The organism is Mucilaginibacter sp. FW306-07-L, from assembly GCF_058782065.1.
This window is the reverse complement of record NZ_JBYSXI010000001.1, coordinates 380,316-395,475: the sequence shown is the minus strand read 5'-3', so window position 1 is coordinate 395,475 and position 15,160 is coordinate 380,316. Positions and strand designations below refer to the sequence as shown.

At 37.6% G+C, this 15,160-nt stretch carries 17 protein-coding genes; 10 read left to right on the top strand and 7 right to left on the bottom strand.

Features of this window, described 5'->3' with window-relative positions:
- Window positions 1–70: 70 nt before the first annotated feature.
- Window positions 71–205, bottom strand: coding sequence for a hypothetical protein (locus AC3WJC_RS01715; protein WP_492397342.1), 135 nt, complete (start codon window positions 203–205; stop codon window positions 71–73).
- A gap of 38 nt (window positions 206–243) precedes the next feature.
- Here AC3WJC_RS01715 and AC3WJC_RS01710 point away from each other — a divergent pair, with 38 nt between their 5' ends.
- The 3 genes from AC3WJC_RS01710 to AC3WJC_RS01700 all read left to right on the top strand — a co-directional run bounded on the left by AC3WJC_RS01710 (window position 244) and on the right by AC3WJC_RS01700 (window position 3,136).
- Window positions 244–897, top strand: a complete 654-nt coding sequence (locus AC3WJC_RS01710) for a hypothetical protein (RefSeq protein ID WP_492397341.1) — start codon at window positions 244–246, stop codon at window positions 895–897.
- A 617-nt stretch (window positions 898–1,514) separates the two neighbouring features.
- A complete protein-coding gene (locus AC3WJC_RS01705; protein ID WP_492397340.1) occupies window positions 1,515–1,898 on the top strand; it encodes an Arm DNA-binding domain-containing protein in 384 nt (127 codons plus the stop codon).
- Entirely contained in the window at window positions 1,886–3,136 is a 1,251-nt protein-coding gene (locus AC3WJC_RS01700; RefSeq protein ID WP_492397339.1) for a site-specific integrase, read from the top strand. The genes AC3WJC_RS01705 and AC3WJC_RS01700 overlap by 13 nt, the downstream gene beginning before the upstream one ends.
- Before the next feature lie 479 nt (window positions 3,137–3,615).
- Here the strand turns inward: AC3WJC_RS01700 and AC3WJC_RS01695 are convergent, their stop codons facing one another.
- From AC3WJC_RS01695 to AC3WJC_RS01670, 6 genes are read right to left on the bottom strand one after another with little or no spacing between them, the layout of a single operon-like run.
- The gene (locus AC3WJC_RS01695) at window positions 3,616–4,125 is read right to left on the bottom strand and encodes a hypothetical protein (RefSeq protein WP_492397338.1); all 510 of its coding nucleotides are present in this window, start codon (window positions 4,123–4,125) and stop codon (window positions 3,616–3,618) included.
- Between the two features lie 35 nt (window positions 4,126–4,160).
- Complete coding sequence (locus AC3WJC_RS01690; protein WP_492397337.1) at window positions 4,161–5,381, bottom strand: hypothetical protein; 1,221 nt, start codon at window positions 5,379–5,381, stop codon at window positions 4,161–4,163.
- A 4-nt stretch (window positions 5,382–5,385) separates the two neighbouring features.
- The gene (locus AC3WJC_RS01685; RefSeq protein WP_492397336.1) at window positions 5,386–7,425 is read right to left on the bottom strand and encodes a secretin GspD/PilQ domain-containing protein; all 2,040 of its coding nucleotides are present in this window, start codon (window positions 7,423–7,425) and stop codon (window positions 5,386–5,388) included.
- Window positions 7,331–8,758, bottom strand: coding sequence for a GspE/PulE family protein (locus tag AC3WJC_RS01680; protein WP_492397335.1), 1,428 nt, complete (start codon window positions 8,756–8,758; stop codon window positions 7,331–7,333). The genes AC3WJC_RS01685 and AC3WJC_RS01680 overlap by 95 nt, the downstream gene beginning before the upstream one ends.
- An 8-nt stretch (window positions 8,759–8,766) precedes the next feature.
- Window positions 8,767–9,246, bottom strand: a complete 480-nt coding sequence (locus AC3WJC_RS01675; protein WP_492397334.1) for a hypothetical protein — start codon at window positions 9,244–9,246, stop codon at window positions 8,767–8,769.
- Between the two features lie 50 nt (window positions 9,247–9,296).
- Window positions 9,297–9,719 carry a type IV pilin protein gene (locus AC3WJC_RS01670; protein ID WP_492397333.1) on the bottom strand — a complete coding sequence of 141 codons (423 nt, stop codon included), beginning with the start codon at window positions 9,717–9,719 and terminating at the stop codon, window positions 9,297–9,299.
- Window positions 9,720–9,774: 55 nt separating this feature from the next.
- On the opposite strand from AC3WJC_RS01670, the gene AC3WJC_RS01665 reads away from it, so the two are divergent.
- From AC3WJC_RS01665 to AC3WJC_RS01635, 7 genes are read left to right on the top strand one after another with little or no spacing between them, the layout of a single operon-like run.
- Window positions 9,775–10,725: a fibronectin type III domain-containing protein gene (locus tag AC3WJC_RS01665; protein WP_492397332.1), complete on the top strand. Its 951-nt coding sequence runs from the start codon at window positions 9,775–9,777 to the stop codon at window positions 10,723–10,725.
- A gap of 4 nt (window positions 10,726–10,729) precedes the next feature.
- A complete protein-coding gene (locus AC3WJC_RS01660; protein ID WP_492397331.1) occupies window positions 10,730–11,239 on the top strand; it encodes a hypothetical protein in 510 nt (169 codons plus the stop codon).
- Window positions 11,209–11,889, top strand: a complete 681-nt coding sequence (locus AC3WJC_RS01655; RefSeq protein WP_492397330.1) for a toxin-antitoxin system YwqK family antitoxin — start codon at window positions 11,209–11,211, stop codon at window positions 11,887–11,889. The genes AC3WJC_RS01660 and AC3WJC_RS01655 overlap by 31 nt, the downstream gene beginning before the upstream one ends.
- A 3-nt stretch (window positions 11,890–11,892) precedes the next feature.
- Complete coding sequence (locus AC3WJC_RS01650) at window positions 11,893–13,152, top strand: hypothetical protein (RefSeq protein ID WP_492397329.1); 1,260 nt, start codon at window positions 11,893–11,895, stop codon at window positions 13,150–13,152.
- Window positions 13,140–13,511: a hypothetical protein gene (locus AC3WJC_RS01645; RefSeq protein WP_492397328.1), complete on the top strand. Its 372-nt coding sequence runs from the start codon at window positions 13,140–13,142 to the stop codon at window positions 13,509–13,511. The genes AC3WJC_RS01650 and AC3WJC_RS01645 overlap by 13 nt, the downstream gene beginning before the upstream one ends.
- Before the next feature lie 19 nt (window positions 13,512–13,530).
- The gene (locus tag AC3WJC_RS01640; RefSeq protein WP_492397327.1) at window positions 13,531–14,010 is read left to right on the top strand and encodes a PulJ/GspJ family protein; all 480 of its coding nucleotides are present in this window, start codon (window positions 13,531–13,533) and stop codon (window positions 14,008–14,010) included.
- Window positions 13,997–15,160 carry a type II secretion system F family protein gene (locus AC3WJC_RS01635; protein ID WP_492397326.1) on the top strand — a complete coding sequence of 388 codons (1,164 nt, stop codon included), beginning with the start codon at window positions 13,997–13,999 and terminating at the stop codon, window positions 15,158–15,160. The genes AC3WJC_RS01640 and AC3WJC_RS01635 overlap by 14 nt, the downstream gene beginning before the upstream one ends.

Sequence of the window (15,160 nt, the reverse complement as noted above, 5' to 3'; positions counted from 1 at the left end):
TATTCGCGCAAGTCAGCCAAGAAATAGTTCGAGAAATGTTCAGTAAGGGCTACTTAAGGACATACCATATTTACGGTATTTCCTCTTTTATGCCGATAAAAATTTGAGGGCCAAGAATGTTATAAACAGCCCAACGGTTGTTTCGGCAATTCATATATTTTCCCATAGACTCTTCAGGCAAAAAATCTAAAACATCAGTTGGCATATAGTGGAAAATAATTGATGTAAAGTTATTTTTGCGTAATGGAAAGAAAAGTTTACTACCATGACTTAAGTGAAGAGCGATCTACTTGGAACGCATTTTATGAGTTATCCGAAAGGTACGATTTTGAAACTCATAATATAGGGGATGAAGATATTTCTAATGTCATCGAGCAGTTGAAAGGATTTGTAAAAAAATCCCCACGTTATTTAGAGCCTTACATTTGGCTTGAGGAGATTTATTTACTTAATCGCCGCGGGAGGTCTGCAGATGCAATATTTAAGAAAGCATGTGATAAGGCCTTTAAGATGGTTTTAGGTAGGGAGAGAAAATGGCCAGATGAAATGTCTTGGGGAGATATGGAAAATCGAACACTTATCCGAATATTTCTTCGGAATGCAGATCAACTTTGGCATAAGGGTCAGAACGATCAATTATTGTTAGACCAGGCTTTAAATATTTATTTAAATTTACTCAATAGCAATCCATATGATCAGCCATGCGCAAGAATCTACGCGCTCGCCATACTTGAAGGGATTTCCAACAATGATTTTTATGATGAGTTTATGGGTAATAATGAGTACGGAGATTATGTATTCAATGAGGATGTCTTCACGTGGTTCGAGCAGAATGGTCCAAAACATAATGCATTATTAAAATGGTTTTCTTATGCTAAGAAAGAGCAATTGATGTAAGAAAGGTACCTATACAACTGAACGTTTACTACAGGCACTTTTGAGGATGATTTGTGCATCCTCGATAGCCTGAAAATCCTCAAAATGTTGGACATTTCGCCGCTTCCCCCTAAATGAACGAGGTAGCGGGGAGCAGGATCGAATTTATACGTGAATTAAAATAATCTCATTGTTTACCACACTGGCTAAAATAATTTCATTTTTCTCAATATAATTTTTTAACTTGGTTATAGTATAAATCAAATTAATACAGAGCAAATTATTCGGTTAACATCTCGGTTAACAGATGATTTCGAGAGATACAACTCGTTGAATATAAGGTTAAAATATTAAGTTGGCACGGTCCCGTCCATTCCGCTTAGAGAGTTTCAAAACTCACCAAAACCGCTTAATTCGTTGAATTAAGCGGTTTTTTTATGTCAAAACCACTCGCTTCAAATCATCTAAAATGCCATCCTCGGTTAACAGCTCGGTTAACAAGGAAGGCCAGTTATATTTGTTAACCGAATAGGCTTTTAATTAATTGATTTATAAAGTTTTAGAGCGAATAAAATCGATCTAATATGAACCAAAATGTATCAATCAATTCAATTACAAAGGCTTAAAAGGAGCAACAAATGAAGAATGCAGGCAATTTATCAGTTTTAGTATGGGCCAACAGGGCGAGGAAGTCACCGGATAATCTCGTTCCACTCTACGTCAGACTTACCTATTCAGGAAAACGGGCTGAGATCTCAACAAACCTAAGAATTGAATTGAATAACTGGAGTACGAATTATGGTTTGATGATGGATGGAAGCGCTTCGTCAAAAAAGATCAACACAGAAATAGTTGTTATCAAAAAAGAAATTGAGCGGACTTTCGACAGACTTATTAACGCGGACGTGGCTGTTTCGGCAGAACTCATCAAAACAAAATATCTTGGTAAAGACAAACAGGTTGATGCGCGACGGAAATTGCTCGAGGTGTCGAAGAGCATAACTCAAAGATGTACGAATTGATCGGCAAGGGGGTGGTCAAGGCGACGCATACGAAATATGAGACCATCAAGGTCAAAGTCGCTGAATTCCTGAAATACCAATACAAAGTCCCGGACATGTACCTTGATGCGTTGAAGTATTCGTTTATAACTGATTTTGAACATTATTTAAAAGCACATGATAATATCAGTCACAACGTAACGATGAGTTACATCAAACGGGTAAAGCGGATCGTCAATATCACTTGCCAAAATAAATGGATCACCCACAATCCATTTGAAGCATTCGTCTGCACTATCCATAAGGTTGCCCGTACCGAGCTTGAGGCGGAAGAGTTACAAATTCTTGAATCCAAAAACTTCACTACTGACCGTCTGAAAGAAGTTGCTGATTGTTATTTATTCTCTTGCTACACAGGATATGCCTTTGTCGGTGCCTGTAAACTGACGCCCCAGCACGTCGTTCGTAAAACAGACGGTGAACTTTGGATCATTACAGAACGCACCAAGTCAAAAATTGAAGCAAACGTACCATTGCTGCCCAAAGCTATTGCGATCATCGATAAATACCAAGATCACCCTAAATGTGTCACAAGAAACAAATTGTTGCCCATGCGAAGCAATCAGAAAATGAATGAGTACTTACAGGAAATAGCGGAATTATGTGGCATCAATAAAAAGCTAACTACCCACACTGCCAGGCATACCTTTGCTACAACAGTAACTTTAGAAAATGGGATACCAATGGAAACAGTTAGCAAGATGCTGAGGCATACCAAGATCACCACGACGCAAATTTACTCTAGGGTTAAAGACAAAAAAGTGAGTAATGATATGAAAGCACTGCCATATGCCTTAGATGCAAAACCTAGCCATGTCTTACGATCAGGGCAGGTTGATATGGCGAACGCGCCTTTCAATGTAACCGAAGTGCGAAATAACGCATATGAAGATACCATAGCTTTTATTGCACCTATTCTCCGGGAGTTGGACGAGTTCAAGGGCTTGAAAGTTTCAATCAGCCGGGTTTCTTACCGCGAATATTTACAATCCCGGCAGAAAAAATTGCTCACATGGGATGCCCGACTAGAAGGCGAACCTACCTTTGCGTTAATAATTAACTATTTTGGCCTGTCGAAAAAACTTGGGCATGTTACACAAACACTTGATTCCTCTTTTTATTTTTTAGAAAGGAACTTGAAAGCAAAATTGGTTTTAAACCCGACTGATGATAGTTTGCATCGGTGGATCTCAATTTAATTACGATTAACAACTAATCATTTAATCGAAGCCAAAGCTAAATCCAGCTAGGTGTTTCAAGTTTTTATAAGTTGCTAGCATCCGGATCTATCAACCTTCAAGCGTAATGTGATAAATTTTTGCTTGCAGCTTGAACTTTGCCAAGTTACCAATGAGTTGTTCAATTCTTATTAATACATCTTTGAAATACGATCACTCTTAAACCCTACGTTTTTCAGCCGTCAAGAATATCATCTCGTTATTTAGGCCGAGCAGCGTAACAGTGAACCTGCCGAAGCGTTACCTGAGATAATTAATATTTGAGTCGATTTTATGTGAGAGCCCTATTGATTACAGCGTTAACAATGATCTCTCATACTAATTGGATGTAATAAAGCTTCTTTTTAAGTAAATTATGGAAGAGGGCTGAATGATCAGCAAACTATAACTTGAACATGCTTGAAATGTACTTTCGAAAAGGTGTTAGCAGAAAGGCGGTATTATTGCTTTCTATGATATTTATGTCTGCCAAAAATCCAAATCTCTAGATTTATATGACTGTTAGCTTCCTTACTTCGTGATTCTACTAATATCCACTTTGATGTTCTAAGTTTTCCAATTCCTTCTGTATTTTCTATTAGATAAAGCACCTTGGTTAGATCAAAAAAGCTACCGGTTAAAACAAGTTTCTGTATCAGAATTGAATTTGTCGCAAAAGTTGTGTCTGATGACGGAATACTCACCAATTTAACTCTCTCTCTTTCTACTATTAACGATATTTTGTTAATCAAAATAGATCGAAAGTTCGCGGTATCAACGTCATATCCCTCTATTATATGGGTCATGTTTATCAGTTTTCTTTCGCCGTATCCTTTTAAGTAGATAGAAGCAGTATTATTTTGAGCTAAAGTATTTAACAAATGACGTTGAGTGCTCCAAGCGCCAAGGGTTTGTCTAAAAGCAAAAACATACCCGACTAATAATAGTGCTATAGCCCCTCCTATCAGCATAAAATCAATTCTTAAGTACCACCGATTCATCAAGATTAAAAATTAATAAGTACTACAAATTCACCTGCACCGCGTTCGCTATCAAAATCGTAATTTAGTAATTGTATTTTTTTCACCCATCGTTTATTTCCAGCTTTAACTATCCATTCGTTGAGATCAATAATTCGCTCCGCAAAACCTCGTATTCTTATAGATCGGCTTCTAAATGTCAGGCCTTTCTTTTCCATCCCCCGATCCGCATTTATCGGGTTTACTTCAATCGATGTCCAAGTCACATTCCTTGGCAATATTGAGGCCAGTTGATCTATCAAAGCACTTTTAACAATTCCGCTGTCCCAACCTAAATCCCTCAGTAAATTCTCGCTTTTCATGATCTTTTCTTGCAGCCTACCCATATTATCGATCTGTTGCGAACTAAGGTTTAATTGCGCAGCTAAATAATCATTTTTTGAGGTCAGCCAAGAAAAAAGGGAAAAGTTTATAAGTAGAATTAAGAAGAATAAGGCCAAAAGCATAGATCCAAAAATCTTGAGCTTTCTTCGTGCAACCGTCTTTAATAATTCTATCTCTAAATTAAAGATAGGTGCAATAATCGAATCAACAGATTTCCTTAGGGCCAGTTGAAACGCTATTGCGTAAGGAACCAAAAGGTTATGATTAATCTTTTCAGATTCTATTTTTAATGGAAAATCAGTTATTTCGGCATTTTCCTGCTGGCAAGAAAGCCAATGTCCGTGCTCATTTAGTGTAATACGATATTGATCAACAACTATTTCCAAGCCATAGTGATTTAGCTGATCAAGAATGTTAGCTATCGGAAACACGCCAAAACTCAAAGAAAGAGGGACCAACTTAATCGAACGAATTGCTGTTAACCATTTATCAGCCTCCCTGGTTCTACAAAGTGAAATGAAAGATTTCTCTCCCGACACAAATTGCTGTAGGTAAAAGTCGCTAAACTTTGCGTTGGGGAGAATCGCCGCAAAACCGCTTTCGGTTACAGCCTCCACGGTTTCAATCATTTTTTGTAATACACCGCGGCCAGATATATTTACAGCGACTATTGTGCCTGGATCGAAATGCTTGGCTAAATCATTAATATTGCGTATTCCTTCAAGCTTTTTTTCAAAATCAAGCTTACCATTACTAATCGTTATACGGCAAGCATTGATTATTAATTCTCCGTTTCTATCGAAAATAAGATGTATACCAGCGACTTTAGAAAACTGATTATACGAATTAAGAATTTTGTTCATACCACTATCGCATGATGCTCGATTTGATAAAAACCACGCTTACCACTTTGGCATTTGTTTTTGAACGACTACTAAATAACCATTTTAAAACGGGTATTCTTGACAACAACGGCACGCCATCCGTTGACTCGGATTTCTCAGTACGTTCAATACCCCCCAAAACTATGGTGTCTTCATTATTTACACGTAGGCTGGTATGAAATTTACTGCTTGACACCGGTGGCGGTGATCCATCTGTCGGGAAAAATATAAAGTCGGATATGTTAACGTCGATACCTAAGGTGACTTGGTCGTCACCCGAAACAACTGGTTTTATCGCAATGGTAAGGTCAGCCTTTGTCTCCCTATAATCATTGATAAAGACAGACTGCGTCGAGGTAGTTGTTGGATATAAGTTTTGCGTTACGTTGCGGTAATACCGCGTGCTACCAATACTTAATGATGCCGTGTGTCCGTTAAGCGCCGATAGCTTGGGAACAGATCGAACGTCAACGTTTTCATTCTTTTCAAGCGCGCTAATTGTGAGATAAAAGTTCGGTGTCACCCTGCCCAAGTTGGTTGATGTTAGCTTGCCAACATTCTTCAGAAAATCGTTAATGGATTTAGCGCCAAATGTATAATCAATTCCAGACAACACTGTACCGCCGGTTTTAACGCTATCAGAAATCCCCGCCTTTATCCCGGTTGATATAGACCGTGTTTTGCGAACATCCAATAAAGTCACTTCTATTAATACCACCGGAACCAATACATCAAGTCGTTTGATAAATGCCTCTACTTCGGCTATCTGGGCCAATGAACCTGATAATAACAAAGTATTTTGTTCACGGAATTCTTTAATTTCCATATTTCGTTTCCATTCTGAAGGAATCATGGTAAGAACCGTGTCAATGGAACGGTGTTGGAGTTGCACAACCTTAAAGGTCCTCAACCCTTCCATTTTACGATCACCTATAAGATATACATTATCTGACACTTGATAAGTGTATTCCGTGCCTTTGAATAAAATACTTAAAAAGTTTTCATAGGAAACATCTTTCACATGTAAAGATATCGAACCACGTATTTCCGAATATAGCGAATAGTTTATATCCAACTCTTGTGATACATGCTTAACAAGGTCTAAAATACTGGCGTTAGTCGCATCGGCTGAAATCAGTTTATGCCCGTTTACTATTCGGCTGAAGATACCACCAGAATATCCGCCCCCGCCGGGTGTAATCGGTTTAAGCGCTTTCCGAACTGCGGTGTTCTTATCGCCATTAATGTATAGTTCTTCATTCTCTTCAAGACCTTGCAATAAATAAAAGCTATCACTGGTCTTTATCATTTTTAGCTCATTGGTAAACGCTAATTTTTCAAGGGCTGTTGTAAAATCTGCATTACTGATGAAGGCCGTTACACGTTTTTTTTGAAAAGCCATCGGCACAACCACATTTTTTCCAGACACCTGTGTTATTTTCTTGGCGACAGCTGGCAGACTATCATTTTCCAATTCGAGCGAAAGCGTATTGTTAAGCGCGTTGTAGCGTATGTTAATTTCTTTCGCTAAAGGTTTAGCGGAGATCAACGGATCTTGATAGGGCGTAATGTAGATAATTGATCCGACTACATTGACTTCAAGATTATACTTCTTTGCCAGAAATACAATAATATTCGAAGCCGACACATTATGAAAGGTGTCATATATGGTAAAATTAAGTTTAGGATCAGCGCTAATACTCAAATTATTTGACCGGGATATAGCACTCAGGTATTCTTGAAGTGAAATACCGGAAACTAACAAGTGAACTTTTTGATTTAGGCCTGGAACCTTCGTTGTTAAAGAATTCAGTGTTTCCTGTATTTGCTGCGTTCTGTCTACCTGCTGGGCTGCAGAAATGAGCGGCAAAAGACCGATCAATAAAAAACTGAAAAAACAGGTAAGCTTTCTAAATGACAACACGATATCAATAATTAAATAATAGAGGATAAATTTCTTCAAGTGAGGTTTCTCCGTTGCCAAAAAGATTAAATGCGTTTTCAGCCAGCGTTTTGATGCCACGTGTATTCAGGTGATCGTGAATAAACATTTTCCCGTTTTTAACTTCCATTGATAGCTCCTGATCTATAGGAATAACCTCATAAACTGCCTTTCTCCCTTTGTAACCGGTATAAAAACAATATTCGCAACCCTCGGCAATGTAATGATTATGAATTGTACTAAATGGCTTGAAATGAGCAGGAAAACTTTCTTTATTAAACTTAACTTTCTTCTTACAAAACGGACATAGCAACCTTATTAACCGTTGAGCTGCTGAGGTATTCAATGTACCAGCTACTAAAAACGGCGGTATCCCCATATCAATTAACCTGGAAATGGTACCCCAGGCTGAATTTGTATGAATGGTAGAGAGAACAAGGTGACCTGTTAATGCGGCCCTAATGGCCATATTAGCCGTTTCTGGATCACGAATTTCTCCGACCATGATAACATCCGGATCCTGTCGAAGAAAAGTACGAAGGGCAGACGCAAAATTCAACCCGATAGATTCCTTTAATTGCACCTGATTAATTCCTTCCAGCGTATATTCTATAGGGTCTTCAATAGTTAAAATATTTCTGGTTTCTTTATTTAAAAACTTCAGGGTAGCATACAAAGTCGTTGTTTTTCCTGATCCAGTAGGCCCACTCATCAGAATGATTCCGTTCGGTCTGCGAATACCGTGCAAATAATTTTCGAGATCGTGCTGGGAAAAACCTAATTTGTACAAATCGATTGATGTTGCATCGTTATTAAGTAATCTCATTACGATTTTTTCACCGTGTAAAGTGGGTAGAATCGATACGCGAATATCAAAATTATGTTCACGGGACTTAAAATGGATTCGACCGTCCTGTGGCAACCTCTTTTCGGCAATATCTAGATTACCAATGATTTTAATTTTGTTGATCAGGGCTGGATACTCATCACGATTAAGCAAACGACGTTCAACCATCATACCATCGATGCGAATGCGCACACGACACTTTTGCTCATAAATTTCAATATGAATATCGCTGCTTTTTAAACTTTGCGCTTCATTAATCAGCACTTCAAGGAAATCTTCTGCATCAACAGCAGCAGGAGATTGCAAATCTTTTTGTACAATAGGATCTTTAATATAGTGTGTTGACAAAAGCCTGCCAATTTGCTTACCCGGCAAAGCTTTAAGCGACACAGGCATATCAAACAATACTTCCAGTTCAGCCGAAAGGCTATCACTGTTGACTGTATCTTCACAGTAGATATTAAATACTTCTGCGGATTTCCAAATTGGCAAAATACGGTAGTGCCATGCTTGTTCAGTTGTCAGCAGGTGCAGGGCTTCAGTGGATAATTTCAAGTCGTCGGTCATTATCATCATCAGAGAAGGTTGAAGAGCCAGGCATCTGATGAGAGATCAACCCATGTGGATTTCAGGTCGATTAATATCCAAATGACTAAAATGAAAGCTTGATATCCAGCAAGTGGAATGGTCTTGTCTCTATGTGCCCCATCTGTATATTGCCATACAATCCATGTAAACAGGGACAGTAACAAGCTTGAAATATAAAAGATTATAAAATTCACAAAGGACAGATAAATAGCCAAAGTAAAAATAAACAGAACATCACCTATTCCTAATAGCTCTGAGGTAATCTTGACCGTCCTTTTTTTCTTAATAGAAAACCAAACCCATAAGAATAAAAATTGGAAACTTATAAATAAAAAGTTGAATGTGATGTATCTTAAAAATAAGTTAGCATCAACTGTTCCAATTAGCCTGGTAACAACTTCCAATACCGCAATTAAAGGAAACAAAACCCAGTACACTGTTCTTGATTTAATATCTTGAAAAAACATAAATAGCAAGCATATTATCAAGAATGAATTGAGAATTAAATTCATAACGACTAATCGACGGTAACCTCTCGCAGATTTTTGTCTTGATCAATCTCCCAAACATTGAAAGTACCGTTTCCGTTAAAATCCACGATGGCAATTGCTTTTGCGACAAATCCATACGTGGCAGATGATGTAATCTCAACCCTGTAGTTTGCCCTGCCATCTTTCTCCGTGCTAAGTTTATCCTGCACGAACCCAATCTCTGTCAAATCATCAGAATACCTTGAATGTTCGTAGAAATAATTCTTTTCTAATGTGTACAAATGTTCTAATTGCAATTTCGCTTCTGTACTTTTTGCTTTCGTTATAAGCGGCAATAATACCGGTAATGAGAGAAGCACCAATATACCGATGATTACTAAAACCACCAATATCTCGGTGAGAGTGTAAGCTTTTACTTTGGTTGTGAGAAGGTTGGTAACGCGTTTCATTTAATAAAAAAAGATTGACTAAAATAAAAAAGATTATTTAATTTAGTGCATCAAAATGAGATTTAAATCTTTACTTAGCCTAAGCCTGTTATTCACTTTTGTAAGCTCCTGTAAGGAATTTATAGAACCGTCTATCGAAAAAAGCATTATCCGAACTTTAGCTCCTGCAGAAAATTTTCAAAGCGAAAAGTACACAGTCAGCTTATGGTGGGAAACGTTAGATGATGCATTACATTATCGATTGCAAATCGTTCACCCAACCTTTGACTCGCCGGATAATCTCGTTGTGGATTCCATCATAAAAAGCGACAAATTTTCAATCACTTTGGAACCGGGTCTATACCAGTGGCGTGTAAGAGCAGAGAACGGTAGCACACACACAGCTTTTACAGTAGCCCGTCGAATTACAATAGTGCCAAGCTCCCTGGCATTGCAAAAAATGCAGTTGTTGTCTCCTTCAGACGATAAATTGACTAATGAATCAATGATGTTATTTAAGTGGCGTAGTCTTTACGGTGCTACAAACTACAGAATACAGGTTGACACCAACGGATTTAATAATGAGGCTGATCTTATAATTGATCGAATAACGCCAGCACTTCAATGGAATTTTACTGTAACAAAAAATAAAATATATCAATGGCGTGTTAAAGCAATGAATAGTCTTGAAGAATCCCCCTGGTCTGCAATATACGCTGTCAATTTTGACAATATTCCGCCGGAAGCCCCGAAACTTTCGTGGCCGGAAAATAACGCACAATTACAACAATCGGTTTCGTTTAAATGGCAGTCAGTTAAAGATGGTACAAAATATAAATTGTACTTGTTTAAGGGTAACAACAATAACGCTACGCTTTACAAAAATTTTCCGGTAGAAATTTCTTCAACCAATTACGATTTTACTGCCGAAAACATTGGCGAACAGTTTTCCTGGCGTGTAACATCCTTAGACGCAGCTGGTAATGAAAGCATTCCCAGTGAACCTCGAAATTTCAGAATACAATAATATCATGAAAAATAAGCGTATTACTTATTTTTTGGTAATTGCTGTCGTCTTAATATGGGGTATTATCATCTTTCGTTTATATTTATCTATTAACGTAAGTGACGATGCCAGTATAGTGCTGCAAAAGCAGATTAGGGAAAAATACGACGACTTTACGACGCACCGAGATACTGCTAGACTAATACTTAACTATAGAGATCCATTTGGATTAATGGCAAAAATAACAAAGGACACCGTAAGCCAAATTTCTATAAAGCATAAGTTACAGCCCGCGAAGATCATCACACCAGTTAAACCTACAATTGATTGGGGCTTCATAAAATATTCGGGTTATATACGTAATCCTGATTCTAAACGGTTGATCGCCATCCTGAAAATAAACGGGATTAACAGAATGTTGTCCGAGGGAGAATTAACGGATGGCATCCTCCTAATTAAAAACATGCGTGATTCACTAAAAATCAAATACAACGGCACAATCAAATGCATCAATCTTCAGCCCGCTTCGCTTTAAAAATTTTGTTGATCTTATCTATTTTACCAAGAATTTCCCTTGCCCAACAATTTCCGGGAAATGCCTTTGATAGAGTAAAGTTAACATTAGATGATAGGGTTATATTAGCTAATCTTTCTACTGTTAGTGATTTTCCTGTTGCTAAGGCTACATTGACCTATTTTTGGTATCGGGCTAATGCTATATTTACAACCCAGGGCGGTTATAGCGGAAAACTCTTAAACGGAGAATATACGGAATATTACCTGAATAAAAATTTAAAAGAACAAGGTCATTTTGAGCACGGTCTAAAAAGCGGATCATGGAAATCCTGGTATGATAATGGCCACTTGCAGTCTATTTATACTTGGAAAGATGGTATCAAAACTGGCGATTTTTTTGTATACGACGATGCCGGAATTTTAACACAAACAGGAAAGTATAAGAACAACCTCTTAAAAGGGAATGTTACAGCCTATATATCTCCTGACAGCACGCACACAGTCAAATATCGTCAGGGAAAAATCTTACCACCAAAGCCTAAAGACACTACAAGTTTCTGGCACAGAATCAATTTATTAAACAAAATCTTCATAAAAAAAGACTCATCGAAGAATGTTGACTTACTTGAAAAACGTAAAAAAGACAAGAACGCCAGCGAGCACCTTTAAATAATGTTAAAAGCATCAGCGCTATATATTGCTATCATCATCGCCCTTGTCATAGGTATTTTATGTGCTGCTTTAGTTGCCACGGCCTACTTTTATAAAATTCAGTATTTCGTAACTTTTAAAAAACAACAACTTCAAAACAATGTATCTTCAGGCGTTAACCTATTACTTGTAAGTGATGATAACGACTACTTCGACGAGAAAAAGGCCGATCTTTTTGTCGACAATAATGATTCACTTTCCATAAAAAGAGTTTTTTGGGGAGCCTATGATATTGGTGTAGTGAGGGCTTTTATAAAACAAGATACGTTATCCTGTGTATTCTCAATCGCCAGTATACCCGACTCGGCTATGTGGGCTGCTTTATACCTAAGTAATGAAGACCGGCCTTTGACTGTATCGGGGGAAACATTAATTAAAGGCGATGCTTATTTACCTTCAGCAGGCATTAAAAAGGGCTACATCAACAATAAGTTTTATACCGGTGATGAAAGGTTGATTATAGGCAATAAGAGTATAAGCCAACGGAAACTACCCGGATTAGACAATAAACGCCTTACAAAACTCAATAGTTATCTGCAGCCTGTTTATGGAAATGATAAGCAGTTATTAAATGATTCTATTACTAACAGTTTTCTAAATGAAACCTTAAACTTTGACCTAAGAAAAAATGCTGAGCAATTAAAATATCTGAATTTAAGCGGCAATATTATTCTGCACGCAGACACGACGATTACGTTAGACAGCACAGTTTCACTAAATAACGTCCTGGTGTTTGCACCCGTAATTATCGTTGGTGATGCATTTAGAGGCACCTGTCAACTATTTGCGTCCGACACCATTAAAATTGGAAAAAACTGCGTATTCTCCTATCCGTCGTGTCTGGGCGTAATTAAAATGAATAAATCCTCCAATCATGAAGCGGCAGCCCAGTTATATATTGGTGAGAAAAGCATTATCCATGGACTGGTAGCAAGCTATCAGGAAGATGATATAAACAGCTTTCCGGTAATAACATTGGCCAAAGACGTAAGAATTTTTGGCCAAGTTTATTCTCACGGTGTACTCCGGTATGAGGATAAGTTTGAAGTTAATGGCAGCCTTTATACGAGAAGATTTATGTACACTACTGAGTTTGACGCAAAAGAAAACGTACTTTTTAATTGTAAAATCAATTTTAAAGGTCTATCATCATATTACCTAAACAGCGCACTTAGTCCTTCCGCTTCAAGTAAGAAAAAGATATTACAATGGCTAAAATAACTATAGTATGTAAACGGGTAAAAGCGTCTTCTATATTAGAGGTTGTTGTCGCCATGGTGATAATTGTTACCGTTTTCGGATTAGCAATGATGATTTACGCCAACGTATCCAGACTATCATTATCAGAAACAAAAATTCACGCACAGGCCCTGTTGTTGAAACAGATGAATAGTGCGGAGTCGGGAAAGAATCTTTTAGACGAGTCGCATATTGAAAATGATTTGGTGATACAACAGACGATATCAAACTATAATGGCCAGGATAGCTTACTGGTAGTTACACTTACGGCTTATGATAAAAGCGAAAAAAAGATCGCTGAGATAAAAAGGGTAATTATTAATAACGATGTTCAACCGTAAATTACCTGCATATACGTTAATGGAAGTTACCGTCGCGATGTTAATATCCGCAATAGTAATCGGTATAACTTACACGGCCTATACCATTGTAAGCAATTCATATGCATCCTATAAAATTAAAAATGACGAAATGTCAACCTTATTGAGATGTGACGAATTATTGCATAAGGACTTCCTTAATGCAGATACAATATATTGTGACAGCAAAAACGACATTATTTTTGAAATTGACACCCAATCGGTTATTTACAACATCGACACTAACTTTGTAATCAGAAAAGCGGGGATAATAGATACAATCGATGTAAAAGTAATTGATAGATTTTGCCTGTTTGAGGGTGTGGCAGTTCCTGCAGATAATCCTACATCAGCTTCAACACAATTATTGGATGAATTACAGCTTATCATTCAATTTCATGGTAAAGCTATGCCATTTAATTACCGGAAACTATATAGTTCGGCAAACCTTATCAACAGACTCACCAATGCCATCAATTGACATAAGCCGTTACGAAAAACGGAAACAGGGCAAACCTATTGCTCAAATAAAAAAAAGAACTGACGAACCCAAAGGTATTATTGCTTTTTTAAACAAGGATATTCGTTTTGGCGGTAAAGAACTTGCTGACAAAAAAAAGGAGGCACTATACCTGGAATTAAGTTCCCTTTTGCAAGCCGGTGTCAATTTAAAGAGCAGTTTAGAGCTTATTACCGATGATCAAAAAAAGGATGCTGACAAAAAGCTATTAATAACTATTAAAAGTGCTGTGTTGAATGGGGCATCATTATCAGGCGCTATGCAGCAATCAGGTAAATTTTCGTTGTATGAGATATATAGCCTGCAAATTGGTGAAGAAACCGGAAAACTCATTGAAGTACTGCAAGACCTCTTTTCATTTTATCAAAATAAGATAAAGCAGCGGCGAAAAATAATATCGGCTTTAACTTACCCCTGTATTGTGTTTGCAACTTCTATTGGAGCCGTATTTTTTATGTTAAAATTTGTTGTGCCCATGTTTGGTGATGTTTTTAAACGCTTTGGCGGCCATTTGCCCTGGATCACCGAAAAAATTATTGATATATCTAAAGCGATGGAGAATAATTTTTTATGGTTTTTTATGGTTTGTTTAACAGTGATAGTCTTCCTGTTAGTTACGCGAAAAACAGAACGTTATCGCCGCATTATATCCGGGATTATATTTCGAACCCCGATGGTTGGCAACCTTATTCAAAAAATTTACCTGGCGCGCTTTTGCAACTCGATGCGTTTGCTTATCAATGCACGCCTACCACTTTTAAAAGCGATTGCACTTTGCCGGCAAATGATACGGTATTATCCCCTGGAGGTTTCCCTGTTAAAAGTAGAACAGGATATAATGAATGGAAAAAGCCTGCACGAAAGTATGCAGGCCTTTAAAGTTTACCCCGGTAAAATGATACAACTGATTAAAGTGGGCGAAGAAACTAACCAGCTCGACTACTTTTTCAGCAAGATATCAGACCAGTACATTGACGAAGTTGAATACAAAACCAGCACCCTCAGCAGCATGATGGAACCACTTATCATCATCTTTTTGGGATTGATAGTGGGTGTAATTTTAATTGCTATGTATTTGCCTTTGTTTCAGATGAGTAATGGGTTTCAGTGA

Bases quoted from the DNA above. Each gene is read 5' to 3' on its own strand.
- AC3WJC_RS01710 (WP_492397341.1), top strand. From the start codon at position 244: ATGGAAAGAAAAGTTTACTACCATGACTTAAGTGAAGAGCGATCTACT.
- AC3WJC_RS01700 (WP_492397339.1), top strand. From the start codon at position 1,886: ATGTACGAATTGATCGGCAAGGGGGTGGTCAAGGCGACGCATACGAAA.
- AC3WJC_RS01680 (WP_492397335.1), bottom strand. From the start codon at position 8,758: ATGACCGACGACTTGAAATTATCCACTGAAGCCCTGCACCTGCTGACA.
- AC3WJC_RS01655 (WP_492397330.1), top strand. From the start codon at position 11,209: ATGCATCAATCTTCAGCCCGCTTCGCTTTAAAAATTTTGTTGATCTTA.
- AC3WJC_RS01650 (WP_492397329.1), top strand. From the start codon at position 11,893: ATGTTAAAAGCATCAGCGCTATATATTGCTATCATCATCGCCCTTGTC.
- AC3WJC_RS01640 (WP_492397327.1), top strand. From the start codon at position 13,531: ATGGAAGTTACCGTCGCGATGTTAATATCCGCAATAGTAATCGGTATA.
- AC3WJC_RS01645 (WP_492397328.1), top strand. From the start codon at position 13,140: ATGGCTAAAATAACTATAGTATGTAAACGGGTAAAAGCGTCTTCTATA.
- AC3WJC_RS01715 (WP_492397342.1), bottom strand. From the start codon at position 205: ATGCCAACTGATGTTTTAGATTTTTTGCCTGAAGAGTCTATGGGAAAA.
- AC3WJC_RS01670 (WP_492397333.1), bottom strand. From the start codon at position 9,719: ATGAAACGCGTTACCAACCTTCTCACAACCAAAGTAAAAGCTTACACT.
- AC3WJC_RS01675 (WP_492397334.1), bottom strand. From the start codon at position 9,246: ATGTTTTTTCAAGATATTAAATCAAGAACAGTGTACTGGGTTTTGTTT.
- AC3WJC_RS01690 (WP_492397337.1), bottom strand. From the start codon at position 5,381: ATGAACAAAATTCTTAATTCGTATAATCAGTTTTCTAAAGTCGCTGGT.
- AC3WJC_RS01665 (WP_492397332.1), top strand. From the start codon at position 9,775: ATGAGATTTAAATCTTTACTTAGCCTAAGCCTGTTATTCACTTTTGTA.
- AC3WJC_RS01705 (WP_492397340.1), top strand. From the start codon at position 1,515: ATGAAGAATGCAGGCAATTTATCAGTTTTAGTATGGGCCAACAGGGCG.
- AC3WJC_RS01635 (WP_492397326.1), top strand. From the start codon at position 13,997: ATGCCATCAATTGACATAAGCCGTTACGAAAAACGGAAACAGGGCAAA.
- AC3WJC_RS01660 (WP_492397331.1), top strand. From the start codon at position 10,730: ATGAAAAATAAGCGTATTACTTATTTTTTGGTAATTGCTGTCGTCTTA.
- AC3WJC_RS01695 (WP_492397338.1), bottom strand. From the start codon at position 4,125: ATGCTGATAGGAGGGGCTATAGCACTATTATTAGTCGGGTATGTTTTT.